The 17,452-nt window shown below is 73.5% G+C and carries 18 protein-coding genes; 5 read left to right on the top strand and 13 right to left on the bottom strand.

Features of this window, described 5'->3' with window-relative positions; translation table 11 throughout:
* Positions 1–93: 93 nt before the first annotated feature.
* From BLT76_RS15615 to BLT76_RS15600, 4 genes are read left to right on the top strand one after another with little or no spacing between them, the layout of a single operon-like run.
* On the top strand, positions 94–1,224 hold the full coding sequence (locus tag BLT76_RS15615; RefSeq protein ID WP_090858000.1) for an ABC transporter substrate-binding protein: 1,131 nt from the start codon (positions 94–96) through the stop codon (positions 1,222–1,224).
* A 26-nt stretch (positions 1,225–1,250) separates the two neighbouring features.
* On the top strand, positions 1,251–2,072 hold the full coding sequence (locus BLT76_RS15610; RefSeq protein ID WP_170867086.1) for an ABC transporter ATP-binding protein: 822 nt from the start codon (positions 1,251–1,253) through the stop codon (positions 2,070–2,072).
* Positions 2,069–2,875: an ABC transporter permease gene (locus BLT76_RS15605; RefSeq protein ID WP_244509428.1), complete on the top strand. Its 807-nt coding sequence runs from the start codon at positions 2,069–2,071 to the stop codon at positions 2,873–2,875. The genes BLT76_RS15610 and BLT76_RS15605 overlap by 4 nt, the downstream gene beginning before the upstream one ends.
* Positions 2,875–3,690, top strand: coding sequence for an ABC transporter permease (locus BLT76_RS15600; protein ID WP_090857997.1), 816 nt, complete (start codon positions 2,875–2,877; stop codon positions 3,688–3,690). The genes BLT76_RS15605 and BLT76_RS15600 overlap by 1 nt, the downstream gene beginning before the upstream one ends.
* A 120-nt stretch (positions 3,691–3,810) precedes the next feature.
* On the opposite strand, the gene BLT76_RS15595 is transcribed toward BLT76_RS15600, so the two are convergent.
* From BLT76_RS15595 to BLT76_RS15540, 12 genes are all read right to left on the bottom strand, one after another.
* Entirely contained in the window at positions 3,811–4,278 is a 468-nt protein-coding gene (locus tag BLT76_RS15595) for a nucleoside deaminase (RefSeq protein WP_090857994.1), read from the bottom strand.
* Positions 4,271–6,892 carry a molybdopterin-dependent oxidoreductase gene (locus BLT76_RS15590; RefSeq protein WP_090857992.1) on the bottom strand — a complete coding sequence of 874 codons (2,622 nt, stop codon included), beginning with the start codon at positions 6,890–6,892 and terminating at the stop codon, positions 4,271–4,273. The genes BLT76_RS15595 and BLT76_RS15590 overlap by 8 nt, the downstream gene beginning before the upstream one ends.
* A complete protein-coding gene (locus BLT76_RS15585; protein WP_090857989.1) occupies positions 6,889–7,653 on the bottom strand; it encodes an FAD binding domain-containing protein in 765 nt (254 codons plus the stop codon). Before BLT76_RS15585 ends, BLT76_RS15590 begins: the two co-directional genes overlap by 4 nt.
* The gene (locus BLT76_RS15580) at positions 7,653–8,465 is read right to left on the bottom strand and encodes a MurR/RpiR family transcriptional regulator (RefSeq protein WP_211752993.1); all 813 of its coding nucleotides are present in this window, start codon (positions 8,463–8,465) and stop codon (positions 7,653–7,655) included. The genes BLT76_RS15585 and BLT76_RS15580 overlap by 1 nt, the downstream gene beginning before the upstream one ends.
* Positions 8,462–9,694: an allantoate amidohydrolase gene (locus tag BLT76_RS15575; protein ID WP_090857986.1), complete on the bottom strand. Its 1,233-nt coding sequence runs from the start codon at positions 9,692–9,694 to the stop codon at positions 8,462–8,464. The genes BLT76_RS15580 and BLT76_RS15575 overlap by 4 nt, the downstream gene beginning before the upstream one ends.
* Positions 9,691–10,914, bottom strand: coding sequence for a pyridoxal-phosphate-dependent aminotransferase family protein (locus tag BLT76_RS15570; RefSeq protein ID WP_244509427.1), 1,224 nt, complete (start codon positions 10,912–10,914; stop codon positions 9,691–9,693). Before BLT76_RS15570 ends, BLT76_RS15575 begins: the two co-directional genes overlap by 4 nt.
* On the bottom strand, positions 10,911–12,245 hold the full coding sequence (gene allB / locus BLT76_RS15565; protein WP_090857983.1) for an allantoinase AllB: 1,335 nt from the start codon (positions 12,243–12,245) through the stop codon (positions 10,911–10,913). The genes BLT76_RS15570 and allB overlap by 4 nt, the downstream gene beginning before the upstream one ends.
* Complete coding sequence (pucL, locus tag BLT76_RS15560) at positions 12,242–13,120, bottom strand: factor-independent urate hydroxylase (RefSeq protein ID WP_090857980.1); 879 nt, start codon at positions 13,118–13,120, stop codon at positions 12,242–12,244. The genes allB and pucL overlap by 4 nt, the downstream gene beginning before the upstream one ends.
* A gap of 1 nt (position 13,121) precedes the next feature.
* The gene (uraH, locus tag BLT76_RS15555) at positions 13,122–13,442 is read right to left on the bottom strand and encodes a hydroxyisourate hydrolase (protein WP_090857977.1); all 321 of its coding nucleotides are present in this window, start codon (positions 13,440–13,442) and stop codon (positions 13,122–13,124) included.
* Entirely contained in the window at positions 13,439–13,930 is a 492-nt protein-coding gene (uraD, locus tag BLT76_RS15550; RefSeq protein ID WP_090857974.1) for a 2-oxo-4-hydroxy-4-carboxy-5-ureidoimidazoline decarboxylase, read from the bottom strand. Before uraD ends, uraH begins: the two co-directional genes overlap by 4 nt.
* An 85-nt stretch (positions 13,931–14,015) precedes the next feature.
* Entirely contained in the window at positions 14,016–15,524 is a 1,509-nt protein-coding gene (locus tag BLT76_RS15545) for an AtzH-like domain-containing protein (RefSeq protein ID WP_090857971.1), read from the bottom strand.
* Positions 15,521–16,597: an acetamidase/formamidase family protein gene (locus BLT76_RS15540; protein WP_090857968.1), complete on the bottom strand. Its 1,077-nt coding sequence runs from the start codon at positions 16,595–16,597 to the stop codon at positions 15,521–15,523. Before BLT76_RS15540 ends, BLT76_RS15545 begins: the two co-directional genes overlap by 4 nt.
* An 84-nt stretch (positions 16,598–16,681) precedes the next feature.
* Between BLT76_RS15540 and BLT76_RS15535 the strand changes: the two genes are divergently transcribed.
* Positions 16,682–17,059, top strand: coding sequence for a VOC family protein (locus BLT76_RS15535; protein WP_090857965.1), 378 nt, complete (start codon positions 16,682–16,684; stop codon positions 17,057–17,059).
* A gap of 6 nt (positions 17,060–17,065) precedes the next feature.
* Here the strand turns inward: BLT76_RS15535 and BLT76_RS15530 are convergent, their stop codons facing one another.
* Positions 17,066–17,434: a YidH family protein gene (locus BLT76_RS15530; RefSeq protein WP_090857962.1), complete on the bottom strand. Its 369-nt coding sequence runs from the start codon at positions 17,432–17,434 to the stop codon at positions 17,066–17,068.
* Between the last annotated feature and the right edge of the window lie 18 nt (positions 17,435–17,452).

Raw genomic sequence — 17,452 nt, 5'->3', positions numbered from 1 at the left:
ACACCGGTGAAACGAACGTGTCAGAACACGAAACGCAGCCTGGCTAGCGTGCGGCGCACCCGAGACACGCTCTCCTGGGAGGGACCCCAAGAAATGGCAGCACTTCCGCGCGCCCGCCGCCTGTCGGCCCGGCGCTCCACCATCGCCGCGAGCGCCGTGTCGCTCGTCGCGGTCCTCGCCCTCGCCGGCTGCGGCAGCGACGACTCCTCCTCCACCGACGCCGGTGGCGACGGCGGCGGCGACGCGTCGTACGGCGAGATCGACGTGCAGTACTCCTGGATCAAGAACGAGGAGTTCAGCGGCGAGTTCTACGCCTACGAGAACGGCTACTACGACGAGGCCGGCTTCGACGCGGTGAACGGGATCTCGGGCCCCGACACCGGCGTCGCCAAGCTGCTCAGCGGCACCGTCGACGTGGCGATCAACGACGCCGCCTCGGTCGGCGCCGCGATCGCCGAGGAGGAGGCGCCGCTGAAGATCGTCGGCGCGACCTTCCAGAAGAACCCCTTCACGATCCTGTCGCTGAAGGACGGCGCCGACATCGCGACGCCGCAGGACCTGGTCGGCAAGAAGATCGGCGTGCAGGACTCCAACGCCAACGTCTTCCGCGCCATCCTGGCCGCCAACGACATCGACGAGAAGGACGTCGAGGTCGTGCCGGTCGACTTCGACCCGACGCCGCTGATGAACAAGGACGTCGACGGCTTCATGGCCTACCTGACCAACGAGGCGCTGACCGTCGAGCTGGCCGGCTACGAGATCACCAACCTGCCGTACGCCGAGAACGGCGTCCCGTACGTCGCCGAGACGTTCACGGTCACCGACCAGACCCTGGCTGAGGACCGCGACAAGGTGAAGGCCTTCCTCACGGCCGAGATCAAGGGCTGGAGCGACGTCTTCCAGCAGCCGACCGACGCGACGGTCGACCTGATCACGAAGTACTACAACGAGGCCGCCTCCGACAACGCCGAGGGCCTCGAGTCGGTCTTCGGTGCGCTCGACCCGAAGAAGACCGGCATGGGCCTGGAGGCCTCGAAGCTGCTGATCTCGACGCCGGACACCGAGGCCAACGGCCTGTTCACCATCACCGACGAGCTGCAGTCGCAGACCGTCGAGTCGCTGGCCGCGGCCGGCTGGGAGGTCTCGGTCGAGGACCTGTTCGACACCTCTCTCATCGACGAGATCTACGAGGAGAACCCCGACCTCAAGGCCTACCAGGGCTGAGGTCGGGTCCTCGACCCGTCGTACACATGACGACTGAGCAGAACCTGGATGCCGGTGCCCGGCTGGGCACCGGCATCCAGATCAAGGGACTGACCAAGACGTTCAAGGGCAGTGGCGGCAAGCCCGTCACCGCCCTCCAGGACGCCCACCTGCACACCGACCAGGGCTCCTTCCTGGCGTTGCTGGGCCCGTCGGGCTGCGGCAAGTCGACGATCCTGCGGATCCTCGCGGGGCTGGAGTCGCCCAGCAGCGGCGAGGCCATCGTCGACGGCAAGACGCCGCGCGAGCTGCGCCGCGACAGCGAGCTCGGCATCGCCTTCCAGGACCACGCCCTGCTGCCGTGGCGCAGCGTGGTGAAGAACATCCAGCTGCCCTTCGAGGTCGCCGGCCGCAAGGTCGACAAGGCGTACGTCGAGGAGCTGATCGCCCTGGTCGGGCTGACCGGCTTCGAGAAGGCCAAGCCGGCCCAGCTCTCGGGCGGCATGCGCCAGCGGGTGTCCATCGCCCGCGCGCTGGCGCTGAAGCCGTCGGTGCTGCTGCTCGACGAGCCGTTCGGTGCGCTCGACGACATGACCCGCCAGAACCTCAACCTGGAGCTGCTGCGGATCTGGACCGAGAAGCCGGCGACCACCCTGCTGGTCACGCACGGCATCAACGAGGCGATCTTCCTCTCCGACCAGGTGGCGGTCATGAGCCCGCGGCCGGGCCGGATCAAGGAGATCATCGAGGTCGACCTGCCGCGCCCGCGGACGCCCGACATGATGCGCACGCCGGAGTTCCACGCGCTCGCTGACCGGGCCTCGGAGCTGCTCTTCGGCGCCGACGGGCGCGCGGCGGCCGAGTCGTGATCGCCCAGGGCCGCATCCCCGGCTGGCTCGCCGGCATCATCGGCGGTGTCGGGATCGTGCTGGCCTGGTGGCTGTTCTCCGTGGTCGCCTTCCGTCCCGACGAGGGCACCAGCTTCACGCCGGTGCCCTCCCCGTGGGCGGTCTTCCACCGGCTCTTCGAGGACGGCCTCGGCGCCTACTGGCCGGCCTTCGAAGTCACCCTCACCGAGGCCGGCTACGGCTTCGTGTGGGGCAACGGACTGGCGCTGCTGCTCGCCAGCACCGTGCTGCTGGTCCCGCGGCTGGAGCCGGTCATCGTCCAGGTCGCGGTGGTGAGCTACTGCCTGCCGATGGTCGCCGTCGGCGGCATCGCGATCGTCGCCGTCGGCGGCGCCGACCAGCCGGGGGATCCGTCCAAGACGGCCATCCTGCTCGCGGCGCTGGCGGTCTTCTTCACGACCGTCGTCGGCGCGCTGCTCGGCTTCCGGGCGGCCGACCGGGCCAGCCTCGACGTCGTCAGCGTGTACGGCGGCGGCCGGCTGACCCAGCTGCGCAAGGTGCGGCTGGTCGCGGCGCTGCCCGCGATCCTGAACGCGCTGCAGGTCGCCGTACCCACGGCGTTCCTGGGGGCCGTCCTCGGCGAGTACATGGGCGCCACCGACCGCAGCGTCGGCATCCTGCTGATCCGGCTGCAGGGCAACCTCGATTCCGAGCGGGTCTGGGTGGTCTTCCTGCTCTGCGCCCTGATCGCCCTGGTGGGCTACGGCCTCGTTGGCCTGCTCGCCCGCTTCGTCACGCCCTGGGTGTCCGGGAGGGAGAGCTGATGCACCCGTTCGCGAAGGCCGTCGGCCGTGCGCTGTTCAACGCCGTGCTGACCGTGGCCGTGGTGCTGCTCCTGTGGCAGGCCGTGCTCAGCTTCTCGGGCATCACCGAGTACGTCGCCAAGGGGCCCACCGACGTCTGGAACCATCTCTTCGTCGACGAGGAGGGCGCCCGCAGCACGGCCGCCGAGCATCGCGAGGTCCTCTTCGGGCTCGCGGGCAAGTCGCTGAAGGACGCCGCCCTCGGCTTCGTCGTCGGCATGGTCGTCGCCACCGTGCTGGCCATGGCCTTCACCGTCTCGCGGACCGTGTCCGCCGGCGTGATGCCCCTGGCCCTGCTGCTGCGCAGCATCCCGCTGGTCTCGATCGCGCCGGTCATCATCCTGATCACCGGCCGCGGCACCGCGGCCTCGGTGGCGGTGATCGGCAGCATCGTGGTGCTCTTCCCCGCCCTGGCCTCGGTGCTCTTCGGGCTCAGCCGCGCCAGCAAGGAGAGCCTCGACCTGGTCAAGGTGTACGGCGGCGGCAACTGGTCGGCCCTGACCAAGGTGGCCATCCCCGGCGCCCTGCCCTCGCTCTTCGCGGCGGCCCGGGTCTCGGTGCCCGGCGCGGTCACCGGCGCCCTGCTCGCGGAGTGGCTCTCGACCGGCAAGGGCATCGGCGGCAACATCACGAAGTTCAACGCCGCCGCCCAGTTCGACAACCTCTGGGCCGCGGTCGCGATCATCACTTTCGTGACCCTCGCGCTCTACAACGTCGTCCAGCTCGTCGAGAACATCGTCCTGGCGCGGATGGGCATGTCCCAGAGCACCGCCTAGCGAGGACGCGCCAGCGGACTCGCTGATGGTGGTCGAGCGAGCCGCGCGACCGAGGAACGAGGTCGCGTCCGGCGTGTCGAGACCCTGTCGGTCACGCAGACCCACCCGGGCTAGGGCTGGTCAGTAGTGGGTGCGGGTGGTGTTGTCGAGCCAGGCCTGGAAGGGGCTGAAGGCGGCGGGGACGGGCACGGCGTCCACCGGGGTGGGCCAGGTGGCGCGGTCGCGGGCGAAGAGCTCGTAGAACTCGCGGTCGTCGAAGCCGCCGCGGGCGGCGTCGTGGCGGTCGGCGGCGTACACGACGCGGTCGACCCGGGCCCACAGGGACGCGGAGACGCAGAGCGGGCAGGGCTCGCACGAGGTGTAGAGCGTGCAGCCGGCCAGCGAGAAGTCGCGGAGCTCGGCGCAGGCCGCGCGGATCGCGTTCACCTCGGCGTGCGCGGTCGGGTCGAGGTCGCGCGTGACCCGGTTCTGGCCGGTGGCCAGCACCGTCCCCTCCCGTACGACGAGCGCGCCGAACGGCCCGCCGCCCGCCTCGACGTTGGCGACGGCCAGCGCGACCGCCTGCTCCAGCCACACCTGGTCAGTCATGGGGGTTCCTCTCCTGCAGCATCCGCCAGACCCGGTCGCGGGTCATCGGCAGCTCGTGGGGTCGTACGCCGGTGGCGTCCCGGACGGCGTTGGCCAGGGCCGGTGCGACGGGGTTGTACGGCGCCTCGCTCATCGACTTGGCCCCGCGCGGGCCCAGGTCGTCGTACGTGTCGGCGAACAGCACGCGGGTCGGGGGCAGGTCGCCCATCTGCGGCACCCGGTAGTCGCGGAAGGTCCGGGTCGTCACCGCGCCGTCGACCAGGCGGACCTCCTCCTGGAGCGAGGTGCCGATCGCCTGCGCGACCCCGCCCTCGACCTGGCCGCGCAGCTGCTCGGGGTTCATCACGACGCCGGCGTCGGCGGCGTGCACCGAGGCGAGCAGCCGGACCTCGCCGGTCGGCGGGTGCACCGCGACCCGGAAGCCGTGCACGTTGAAGGCGACCGAGCGGGGCGTCCCGTGGTGCTCGCCGTGGGCGACCAGCGGCTCGGTGAGCGGTGCTCCCTCGCGGGCGGCGAGGAGGGAGCGGAGCTCCCGGGCCGCGGCCACGACAGCGCTCCCGGCGACCACGGTGCCGGTCGACCCGTAGGCCCCGGTGTCGTACGACGTCGCGTCGGTGTCGGACCCGCGCAGCCGGACGAGGGACACGGGGACGCCGAGCTCCTCGGCGACGAGCTGCACGTGCACCGTCGCCGAGCCGTTGCCGAACTCGGCCGAGCCGACGCCGATGGTGACCGTCCCGTCGAGCTCCGCGGTGACCGTGGCCGTGGCGTGGTGGCCGCGCGGCGGGATGGTGGCGATCATCGCGGCGGCCAGTCCGCTGCCGAGCTGCCACCCCGCGCCGGGAGCGGGGGTGCGGTCCTCCTCCAGGGCGGCCGCGACCAGGTCCAGGCACTGCGGCAGCCCGTACGACGACTCCGTCAGCATCAGGTCGTCGTCGGGCGGACCGTTGACCACGAACCCGTCCCCGGGCCGTACGGCGTTGCGCCGCCGGACCTCGGCGGCCGAGATCCCGAGCTCGCGCGCCAGGTCGTCCAGCGCCGACTCGATCCCGAAGATCACCTGCCCCAGCCCGTAGCCACGGAACGCGCCCGCGGGAACGGTGTGGGTGTAGACCGCCTCCGCGTCGACCCGCTTGTTGGGGCAGCGGTAGAGCGCGACCGACTCGTGGCAGCCGTGGAACAGCACCCCGGCGGCGTGGTTGCCGTAGGCGCCGGTGTCGCTGAGCACGTCGAGCCGCAGCGCGGTCAGCACGCCGTCCGCGTCGGCCCCGAGCTCGACCTCCACCCGCATCGGGTGTCGGCTGGGCACCAGCGTGAACTGCTCCTCGCGGGTCAGCTCCAGCTGCACGGGACGGCGTACCCCCGCGGCGGCGAGCCGGAGCACGGCCAGCCCGACGACGTCCTCGACCAGCATCTCCTGCTTGCCCCCGAACCCGCCGCCGACCCGGGCGGCCAGCACCCGCACCTGCGCGCGGTCGACGCCGAGCACGTGGGCCAGCTCGTCGCGGACCAGGAACGGCACCTGCGTGCTCGTGCGTACGACGAGCCGCCCGGCGTCGTCGACCCAGCCGCGGGCGCCGTGGGTCTCGAGCGCCGCGTGGGTGACCCGCGAGGTGCGCCAGGTGCCGGAGACCCGGACCTCGGCCGCCGCCAGCCCGGCGGACACGTCGCCGACCTCGCCGTGGGTCTGGGCGACCACGTTGCGCATCGGCTCGGAGATCCGGCTGCGCATCGTGGACTTCTCGCCGTGCACCAGCGGCGCGCCCGGCGTCCGGGCTTCCTCGGGGTCGAGCACGGCGGGCAGCACGTCGTACTCCACCCGGATCAGGGCGAGGGCCTCCTCGGCGAGGGCGACCGAGTCGGCCACCACGGCGGCGACCCGCTGGCCCTTGAACCGGACCACGTCGTCGAGCAGCCGGGTGTCGTCGGGGTCGTCGAGCCGGCTGTCGTGGCGGCCGGAGGAGTAGAGGACGTCGGGGGCGTCGAGATGGGTCAGCACCAGGTGGACGCCCGGCAGCGCCGCGGCCGCGGACGTGTCGATGGCGGTGATCCGGGCGTGCGAGTGCGGGCTGGCCAGCAGCTTCACGTGCAGGACGTCGGTCGCCGGGAGGTCGAGCGTGTACGGCTCTCGGCCCGACACGATCCGTGGGCCCGCGGGAGCGCCGACCGAGGCGCCGACCGCGCCGGGGGCGACGTTCGACCGGCCGGCGAGGGCGTCGCGGATCGACCGGTAGCCGGTGCAGCGGCACAGGTTGCCCTTGAACGTCCGCTCCGGGTCCTCGACCTCCCGTCCGACGGCGGTGGCGGTGACGACGTACCCGGCGGTGCAGAAGCCGCACTGGAAGCCGCACGCCGCGACGAAGGCCTGCTGCACGGGGGAGAGGTCGTCGGGGCTCCCCAGCCCGGCGGCGGTCGTGACCGCCGAGTCGACCGCGCGAGCCGCCGGGACGATGCACGAGTGCACCGGCTCGCCGTCGAGCAGCACGGAGCAGGCCCCGCAGTCGCCGGCGTCGCAGCCCTTCTTGACCGCCAATGCGCCTTGCTCGCGCAGGAAGGTGCGCAGGCACTGGCCGGGCGCGGGCGTCGCGTCGACCGGCCGGTCGTCGATCCTCATCTGCCCAGCTCCGAGACGACCTCGCGGGCGAGCAGGCCCGTGACCGCGGCGCGCCAGTCGGCTGCGCCGTGCGCGTCGTCGTACCAGCAGTCGACGGCGGCCAGTCCCGCGTCGAGGTCGTCCGCGTCGAGCACCACCGGGCGGGTGGTCGAGGCGGTGACGGTGACCGTGCGTCCGCTGCCGACCACGACGACCGCCGAGCGGCCGAGCGGCGACAACGACGTGCGGCGGAACGCGGCCGGTGCGGTCAGCGACGAGGGCGGTACGTCGATCGCCCGCAGCACCTCGCCGGGCCGCAGCGAGGTGACCCGCACGTCGCGCACGAACGCGGCGACCGGCTCGCGCCGCTCGCCGCCGTCGGGGGTCCACACGACCGCCTCGGCGCCGAGGCCCGCGAGCAGCGAGGTCATCGCCCCGGCCGGGAGGGCCAGGCAGACGTTGCCGCCGACGGTGGCGGTGCGCTGCACCTTGAACGACATCAGCAGCCCGTCGGCCGCCTGCCGGGCGAGCTCGGCGAGACCGCCCCACGGGGCGCCGACCAGCTGCTCGATCGTGCAGGTGGCGGCGATCCGCAGGGTGCCGTCGGGCAGGGGCTCGAACGGCGCCCAGCCGAGCGTGGTCAGGTCGACCAGGCCGGTGGTGCCGGGCTGCGGCTCGGAGAACAGCCAGGTCCCGCCCCCGACGACGACCTCGCCGCCCGAGAGGGTGAGGTCGCCGCGGGAGCGGGCGGGGCGGAAGGAGCGGACGGTGCCGAGGTCCATCACTCCACCTCCATCAGCCGCTCGTAGGTGCGGCTGATGGCGGAAACCCGCTCCCGGGCCGGGCGGCCGGCGTGGGAGAGCACCCCGTCGGCGAGCGCCCCGACCAGGCTCATCGCGGCGGCGTAGCTGTCGAAGGCCAGCGCCCCCTGGACCGGGCACTCGAGCCATACCGTCGCGGGCGTCGCGTGCGGCCGGGCGGTCGGGTCCGCGAGCAGCACCAGCGCCGCGCCGGTGCCGGCGGCCTCGGCCAGGAACGCACCGAACCCGCGCGGTCGGCGCCGGAAGCCCACCACCACCACCACGTCACCCGGGCCCAGGTCGGCCAGCTCCTCGCCGACCACCTGCCCCGGCAGCGGGGCCAGCCGTACGTCGCCGCGCGCCTGGGAGAGCTGCTGGCGCAGGTGCAGCGCCACCGGGTGGCTGTTGCGCCATCCCACCACCGTGACCCGCCGGGCGCCGGCGACCAGGGCCACGGCCTCGGTCAGCCGGGGCTGCTGCAGCGCGCGCAGGATCGCCTCGGCCTCCTGCGCGGCGTGGGCGGCCAGGTCGGGAGCGCCGTCGACGCGGTGCGGCTCGCCGGCGGTGCGCAGCGCCCGGAGGTGCTCGCGGACCTCGTCGAAGTCGGCGTACCCGAGGTGCCGGAAGAGCCGGCTCATGGTGGCCTTCGAGACGCCGGCCAGGGTGGCCAGCTCGGCGGCGCGGTAGGTCGCCAGGTCGTCGAGGTGCTCGAGCAGGGTGGCGGCCGCCTTGCGCTCCTGCGGGGAGAGTGCGGCGTGGTGCTCGGCGATCCGCTCGTCGATGCGCAGGCTCACCGCGCGACCCCCACCGTCGCGGCCACCTCGAGCACCGCTGCCTCGAACGCGTCCAGGCCGCGCGCGACGTCGACCTCGCGCACGTCCTCGCCGGGGTGGTGGCTGATCCCGTCGAAGCAGCGCACGAAGAGCATCCCGATGTCGGCGACGGCCGCGACCGCCATCGCGTCGTGGCCGGCCCGGCTCCACAGCCCCATCGGGGCGGCGTCGCCGGTGGTGGCGATGCCGGAGACCACCGCGCGCTGGAGCCACGCGGCGCACGGCGCAGCCGGTGCGGTGTGGGTCTCCACGACCTCCAGGCGCAGCCCGCGGTCGGCGCACAGCCGCTCCATCTCGGCGTGCATCGCCGTCCACATCGCGTCGCGCTCGGTGTCGGTCGCGGCCCGCAGGTCGAGGGTCAGGTCGGCGCGGCCCGGGATCACGTTGACCGCACCCGGCCGGACGTGCAGCCGACCGACGGTGGCGATGCACTCGCTGGCCCGCGCCATCCGCTCGACGGTGGTGACGATCTCGCTCGCGCCGACCAGCGCGTCCTTGCGCCGGTGGTACGGCGTGCCGCCCGCGTGCCGGGCCTCGCCCAGCACCGAGATCGCGAAGCGGCGCGCGCCGGCGATCGTCGTCACGTAGCCCAGGCTCGCGTCGGCCGCCTCCAGGTAGGGGCCCTGCTCGATGTGGGCCTCCAGGTAGCCGACCAGCTCCTCGGGCCGGCGGGCCGCCTCGCCGATCCGGCGCGGGTCGAGCCCGAAGTCGAGGAACGCCTGGTGCAGCGTCACGCCGTTCTTGTCCCGCAGCGTCCACCATTCCTCGTCCCAGGTGCCGGCGAGCGCCTGGCTCCCGAGCAGCGCCTTCCCGAACCGGGTGCCCTCCTCGTCGCTGAAGCCGACGATCTCCAGGGCGAACGGCAGGGCGGCGTCGCGGAGCCGCTCGGCGACGGCCACGGCCATCACCACGCCGAGCATCCCGTCGTACGACCCGGCGTCGGGGACGGTGTCGAGGTGGGAGCCGAGCAGCAGCGCCGGCAAGCCGGGCTCGGTGCCCTCGCGGCGCCCGCAGACGTTGCCGGCGGCGTCGGTCCAGGTGCGCAGCCCGGCCTCCTCCATCCAGCGGGCGACGACGGCATTGGCGCCGGCGTGCTCCGTCGAGAGGTGTACCCGCTCGAGTCCGGTCCGCATCGACGAGAACCGGTCCAGCTCGGCGCAGCGGTCCAGGACGACCCGTGCGGTGGTCACGAGGAGTACACCTCCTGCGCGGCCCCCACGCCGCCTCCGGCGGTGAGAGGTACGCCGCCCGCGCGCAGCACCTGCTCCAGGGCCGCGAGGGTCACCAGCACGGCGTCCTTCCGGGCGTTGTGGCCCATGGTGCCGATCCGCCAGACCTTGCCGTGGAGCGGGCCGAACGAGGTGCCGATCTCGATGCCGAAGTCGGTCAGCAGCGCCGACCGTGCGGCGTCCCCGTCGACCCCCGCGGGGATCTCGACGGCCACGACGTTGTGCATCTTGTGCGCCACGTCGCCGAAGACGGCCAGCCCCAGCCCGCGGACGCCCTCCAGCATCGCCAGCCCGTGCCGGGCGTGCCGCTCGACGGCCGCGTCGAGGCCCTCCTCGACCAGCAGCCGGGCGCACTCGCGGGCGCCGTACAGCATGGTGGTGGCCTCGGTGTGGTGGTTGAGCCGGCGGGGGCCCCAGTAGTCCATGACCTGCGCGAGGTCGAGGTAGTTGGAGGCGATCCGGACGCCGGCCGCGTCCTCGTCGTCGTCGTCGTCCGAGCGGATGCCGGCCTCGACGTGCTTGCGCCCGTCGATCACGGTGGCCGCCCGCGGGGAGAGGGTGATCGGCGCCGACCCCGACGGCCCGCCGAGGCACTTCTGCAGCCCGGCGGTGACGACGTCCAGGCCCCAGAGGTCGGTCTCGAAGGGGTTGCCGCCCAGGGAGGCGGTGGCGTCGCAGTAGAGCAGCACGTCGTGCCGGCGGCAGATCTCGCCGAGATCCTCCAGCGGCTGGCACATGGTGGTCGAGGTGTCGCCCTGGACGACGGCGAGCACCTTCGGGCGGGTCGCGACGACCGCCTCCTCCACGGCCGACGGGTCGAACACCTCGCCCCACGGCACCTCGATCGTGTGCACCTCCGCGCCGCAGCGCTCGGCGATCTCGACCAGCAGGTGGCCGAACCGCCCGAAGACCGGCACCAGCACCCGGTCGCCGGGCTCGACCAGCGAGACCAGGGCGGCCTCGATGCCGGCACGCGAGGTGCCGTCGACCACGAAGGTCTGCTCGTTGGTGGTGCGGAAGACGTCGCGGTAGAGACCCATCGTCTCGGTCATGGTGTCGGTCATCCAGGGGTCGTACTGGCCGACCAGCTGCGCCGACATCGCGCGCAGCACGCGCGGGTCGGCATTGATCGGGCCCGGGCCCATCAGCAGCCGCGGGGGTGGGTTCACGGGAGAGGTCACGAGAGTCTCCTCAGCTGTCGGCCCCAGCCGTGGTCGGGGCGCTCGACGTCGATGGCGTTGCCGCGGACGACCGACCGGGTGACCCGGCCGCCGTAGCGGAGCCCGTCGTACGCCGAGATCGGGTTGCGGTGGGCGAGCCGGGTCGCCTCGATCCGGAAGTCGACGCCGGTGTCGTAGACGGCGAGGTCGGCGTCGGCGCCGACGGCGATCCGGCCCTTGCTGGTCAGGCCGACCTGGTCGGCGGTGTTGGTCGACATCCACCGGCTCACGCTGGACAGCGGGATGTTGCGGCGCCGGGCCTCGGCGGCGACGGCGCTGAACCCGACCTGGAGCCCGGAGACGCCGCCCCAGGCCTGCTGGAGGTCGCCGCCGCCCCTGTTCTTCTCCTCCGCCGTCGCGGGGGAGTGGTCGCTGACGACGGTGTCGATGACGCCGGCCCGCAGCGCCTGCCAGAGCTCCTCGCGGTTGCCGCCGTCGCGGATCGGCGGGCAGCACTTGAACTGAGATGCCGCGTCCGGGATGGTCTCGGCCGCGAAGCACAGGTAGTGCGGGCAGGTCTCGACGGTCAGCCGCAGCCCCTCGGCCTTGGCGTCGGCGATCAGGTCGAGCGCGCGGGCGCTGGACAGGTGCAGGACGTGCACCCGGGCCCCGGTCTCGCGGGCGCCGTCGATGACCTGCCTGATCGCGGCCAGCTCGGCCTCGTGGGGCCGGGAGCGGACGAAGTCGGCGTACGCGCGGCTCGGCGTCGCGGGTGCCTCCGCCAGCACCCGGGCGTCCTCGGCGTGCACGATCATCAGCCCGTCGAAGCGGGCGACCTCGGTCAGCGCGGCGAGGAACTGGGCCGGGTCGAGCGGCGGGAACTCGTCGACCCCGCTGGGGGCCAGGAAGCACTTGAAGCCGAACACCCCGGCCTCCCACAGCGGCAGCAGGTCCGCCACGTTGCCGGGGACGGCGCCGCCCCAGAAGCCGACGTCGACCATGAGTTCGCCCAGCGCGGCCTGCTGCTTGACCCGCAGGCCCTCCATCGTGGTCGTCGGGGGGATCGAGTTGAGCGGCATGTCGATGAGCGTGGTCGCGCCGCCCAGCGCGGCGGCCTCCGTGGCCGAGACGAACCCCTCCCACTCGGTGCGGCCGGGCTCGTTGATGTGCACGTGGGTGTCGACGATCCCGGGGACGACGTACGCCGTGTCGGGCGCGTGCAGGACCATCCCGTCCACGTCGTGCTCGTAGGGCTCGACCCCGGAGATCGTGCCGTGCCGGACGGTCACGGTGGCGGGCACGAACGTCTGGTCGACCAGGACCTTCCGGGCGCGGACGGCGTCGACCCTCACGGGGTCGCCTCGCGCAGCACGGTGGCCTGGATCAGTCCGTAGGGCCGGTCCGCGGCGAAGAACACCTCGCCCGGGTTGTCCAGCCCGAACGGCTCCAGGTCGACCAGGAAGTGGTGCTTGTTGGGGCAGGACAGGCTGACCTCCGCGACCTCGTCGTACCGCTCGAGGACGGCCTTGCCCATCTCGAAGACGGTCTGCTGCAGGGCCAGCGAGTGCACGGTCGCGAAGGTCGAGAGCAGGAGGTCGCGGATGCCGGCATAGAGGGCGTCGTAGTCGTGGTCGGTCCCGGTGTAGCGCCAGGTCGCCGTGACGCTGGTGGCCATGATCCGGTCGGTGGTCTCCTGGAGCGTCGTGTAGCGGTCACGCGGGAAGCCGTGGAACTCCGAGCCGGTGCTCTTCAGCACGGTGCAGTCCCTCAGCCCGCTGACCACCGTGGTCTCGTCGCCGGCGCGGGTGACCACCGTCGTCCGGGTCTCGCGGCCGGAGCGGACGAAGGAGTGGTCGTGACCCTGCCCGTCGACGGCGATGCGCTCCCACGCGAACAGCTCGGCCGACAGCTCGGAGCCGGTCACCCACTCGAAGCCGTCGACGAAGTGGTCGGTCAGGCGGAGCAGCAGGTCCTCGGGCGTGCCGACGCCGTGCTCGCGGGCGAAGGCGTAGACGGTGTTCTTCTGCGTGTCGGTCGCGACCACCCGGCTGTTGTCGCCCGCGGTGTGGCAGGCCTCGAAGTCGCCCCGGAGCTGGGTGGTGACGTTGAGGTCCTCGATCGCGTGGCGTCCCCCGTCGGTCGAGCCCGTCGAGGCCCGCGTCACCTTCACCACGCGGCACTCCGCCTTGCCGTACTGGTTGGCGCCCAGCACGATCCTGCCGGTCATCTCAGCTCCCTCGGTAGGTCGTGTAGGAGTACGGGCTCAGCAGCAGCGCCACGTGGAAGTGCGGCTGCTCGTCGTCGACCGCGAAGGCGACCTCGACGGTGGGGAAGAACGTGTCGCGCTCGGCGTCGGCGAACCAGGCGCCGGTCTCGAACACGAGGGTGTGGGCGCCGGCGCCGAGCTCGGCGTCGAAGCGCACCCGGCCGTCGCCGTCGGTGACCGCCGTGGCCAGCGTGGCGCCGTCGGGCCCGGTCAGGGCCAGGCTGAGCCCGGAGGCCGGGCGGCCGAGGGCGGCGTCGAGGACGTGGGTGCTGAGGGTGCTCACGTGACCGCCCCCTGCAGCCGCAGCACGGCGATCTCCGCGAGCTGGCCGCGGGTCACCGCCCGCTCGGTGGCGTCGTCGTTCGCGAGCCGCTCCTCGAGGAGGACCAGCATCTCGTCGGCGCTGCGACCGGCCGCGCGGACCAGGTAGATCCGGTCGAACCGCTCCTCGTAGCGCCGGTTGCCGTCGGCGAGCCGGGCCTGGACGTCGGCGTCCTGCGGGACGCCGGCCTGCTCGCTGCGCGACATCGCGGCGCTGGTGCCGGCGCCCTGGTGCCGCTCGCCGATCCGCGGGTGGTCGGCCAGCGCCCGCTCGACCTCGGCGTCGGTCCACGTCGCGGCCTGCGCCGCGGCCGCCGCGTGCAGGGCCGCCGCGTCGTCGTACGGGCGACCGGCGACGAGCGCGTCCACCCACGACCCGATCGCCACGCACGGGCGCAGCACCTCGGCCGCCGCCTCCGCGTCCAGCGCGTCGAACTCCTCGATCCGCAACGTCAGCTCCCTCCCAGGATCAGGCCCCGCCGATGAAACTAGGGCCCGGATGTGTCGCGAATCCGAAACATCCGTTTCACCAGGGTTACGTTCCGGACAGCTGCACCGCAAGGTCGAGCAGGTCGCGATCGCGGCCGGGGGCGGCGACCAGGCAGGCGCCGGCGGGGAGTCCGCCGCTGGTGGTGACGGGCAGGCTGACCGCGGGCAGGCCGGCCAGCCCGGCGATGCTGGTGAGGGTCATGGTCGCGGTGCGGACCGGGCCGAGATCGACCCCGACCCGGGGGGCGACCGACGACGCCGACGGGATCACCAGCACGTCGTCCCCGACCAGGTCGCGGATCGCCCGCGCCGCGCGGTCGACGGTACGACGGGCCGCGTCCGCCTGGTCGTGGCCGATCGACGCCGCGTGCTCGAACCGGCTGCGGACGTCGTCGCCCAGGGTGTCGAGGCGGCCGGTCAGCCAGGAGCCGCGGACCTGCCAGGCCTCCCAGGCCTGCCAGGTCTGGAACGCCGCCCGCCAGGCCTGCAGGTCCGGCAGCGGCCGGTCGTCGGTGGCGTCGACCGGGATGCCCGCGACCGCGGCGACGACGTCGGACTCGGCCAGCGCGGTCAGCGCCGGGACCCCGACCAGCCGGGTGCCGCTGGAGGCCACCCGCGGCGGGAGCAGTACGTCGCCGACGGTGCGCAGCAGGCTCGCCGTACGGGTCAGCCAGCCCACCGTGTCGAAGCCGGGCGCCAGGGCGAGCAGGCCGTCGCGGGGGATCGCGCCGTGGGTGGTGCGGATCCCGAACAGCCCCTGATAGGCGGCCGGGACGCGGATCGAGCCGCCGGTGTCGGTGCCGAGCCCGATCGTGGCCTGGCCGAGCGAGACGGCGCTGGCCGAGCCGGACGTCGACCCGCCGCTGAGCCGGTACGGCGCCCGCGGGTTGGGCGGGCTGCCGGTGTGGGCGTTGGCGCCGGCGAGCGAGTAGGCGAACTCGTCGGTGCGGGCGATGCCACGGATCGACGCGCCCGCCGCGAGGAGGCTCGCCACCGCGGCGGCGTGCTGCGTCTCGGCCGGCGCCTGCTCCAGCCAGGCCGGGTTGCCCGCACCGACCCGCTGACCGGCGACGGCGTACAGGTCCTTCACGGCGACGCTCTCCCCGTCGAGCGCGCCGCTCCCGGTGGCCGGCACGAGCGGGTCGCCGACCAGGCGCCAGACCCGGGTGTCGAGCGCGGGCGGCGGGACCGACACGTGGGCGGCGGTCACCGCCCAGCCGTCGGGGAACCGCGCCCAGAGCTGGGTCTGCTGGCCGCGGCCTCCCCGCTCGAGCTCGGTCACCGCGACCACCAGCGCGTGGTCGTCGTCGATGGTCTGCACGTGGGTCTGCACGATCCGCCGCGCGGGCGCGCCGCCGCGCCCGCCGCGGAACGCGCTGATCATGTGGTGCCCCACCAGCAGCCCCTGGGCGTCGCCGCGCATGGTCGTCGGGCCGGGGGCGAAGAGCCGGTCGAGCTCGGCCAGGTCGTTGGTCATCAGAGCCTGCTCGTAGGCGCGGAACGCCTCGACCAAGCCGGGCGGCGGCGGCAGTCGCCGACCGGGGTCCACCGTCATGCGAAGTCCGCCTTCCGGATGCGGGCGTGCACGCCCTTCACGACGTCCACCACCTGGGAGATGTCGAAGTCGGTCGCGGCCGACAGATAGGCGTAGGCCAGCCGCGGGTCCATGCCGTAGCGGGCCTGGAGCAGGGCGATCGCGGCGCGCACGCAGTTCTGGACGGCCACGTCGAGGTCCTCGTCCATCCCGGTGGGGACCAGGTGGTCGACGGTCTCGGCGAGCGGACCGGCGAGCTCGCCGAAGCGTCGTACGGCGTCCTCGCGGGGGATCACGTCGAGCCGCACCGTGGCCCGCAGCGACGCCTCCATCGCGGTCAGCGACACCTCGCCGTCGCCCTGGGCGAAGTGCGGGTCGCCGACGTAGGCGAGCGCGCCCGCGACCTGCACCGGCAGGTAGAGGGTGGCGCCCACGGTCAGCAGGTTGATGTCGATGTTGCCGCCGTGGGCGCCGGGCGGCACCGAGTGCGGCCGCTCGTCGTCGTCGACGGCGACGCCCATGATCCCGAGGAACGGCCGCAGCGGGAACCGCACGCTCCGCTCGCCGCCCTCGACCAGCGGCAGCAGCCCGCGGCCACCGTCGTCGCTGACCGTCGCGAAGACGCTGTGGACCGGCTCCCCGCCGAGCGGGTACTCGCCGGCCAGCGCGCCCTTCGCATGCCGGTTGCTGATGACGCCGTACGGCACCCGCGGGAGCGTCTCCACCACCGTCATCGCCAGCAGGTCGCCGGGCTCGGCGCCCTCGACCCGCACCGGCCGGCTGACGACGTGTGGCCCGTCCACCCCGAAGGTGCGCTCGTACGGCGACGCCGCGAGCGCGATCGCGTCCTCCAGCACGACCTCGGCGCCGTGACCTGCGAAGAACGCCTCCGGGTCGCGGCCCTGGTCCTCAAGGATGCCCTCGTGGCTGATCGTGTCGAACGTGACCTCGGTGCCGGGCGCGACGCTCAGCGCCGGCGCGTCGGTGCGGCTCGGCAGCCGGCCCCACAGCACGGTGTCGGAGGTGGCCGGGAGGTACGTCGCCGACCGGACGGGCCCGGTGCCCGGCTGCAGCGCCTGGAACGTCGTGCTCATGGGCAGAACGCTACGGAACACCTGTTTCAAGAATGTTCCGGTGCGCCGGGACACGTGACGGCGACCGCGTCGTAGCGTCGGGCCATGCACCGCTCCCGCATCGGCATCGTGCTCGTCGACCACCCGGCCTCCGACTGGGACGCCGGCGTCGCGTTCTGGTCCGGCGTACAGGGGGTCACCCCCGAGGCGGGGGAGTCCGGCACCTATTGGGCGATCGGCGAGGTCGGCGGCGTCAGGCTGGAGTCGCAGCGCATCGGTGACGGCACGCCGCCCCGGATCCACCTCGACATCGAGACCGACGACGTGCCGGCCGAGATCGCGCGGGTGGTGGCGCTCGGCGCGCGGGTGGTGACCGACCACGACACCTGGGCCGTGCTGGCGGATCCCGCCGGGCTGCCGTTCTGCGTCGTACCGGTCCAGACGGGCGAGCTCTTCGAGCAGCACGCCCTCACCTGGGACTGACGGCGTCTAGAGGGCCAGCGTCACCGCGAGCAGCACCGACAGCACCACCAGCGCCGCCGTCACCAGGATCCCGAGGTTGAACGGCGGCAGCGGCGCCCGGGTGCGCATCGCCCGCTCGACCCGCGCCCAGCGGATCCACGACAGGGTGGCGGTCAGGCCGCCGAAGAGCAGCAGCGCCACGACCAGGACCAGTCGCAGCCCGTCCTGCTCGGGCACTTGGAGCGACTCGAGCGCGACCGCGCCGGCCAGCACGCCGAGGCTGGTGCGCACCCAGGCCAGGAAGGTGCGCTCGTTGGCCAGCGAGTAGCGCGGGTCGGGCTCGTCGCCCGCGTCGTACACCCAGGCCGGGTGCCGCCCGCCGCCCTCCTCGTCCATGTCCGTCATCCTGCCCGA

The organism is Nocardioides lianchengensis, from assembly GCF_900101465.1.
Lineage (GTDB): Bacteria > Actinomycetota > Actinomycetes > Propionibacteriales > Nocardioidaceae > Nocardioides > Nocardioides lianchengensis.
The sequence above is the reverse complement of the archived record's forward strand: the minus strand, read 5'-3'. Positions and strand labels throughout refer to the sequence as shown.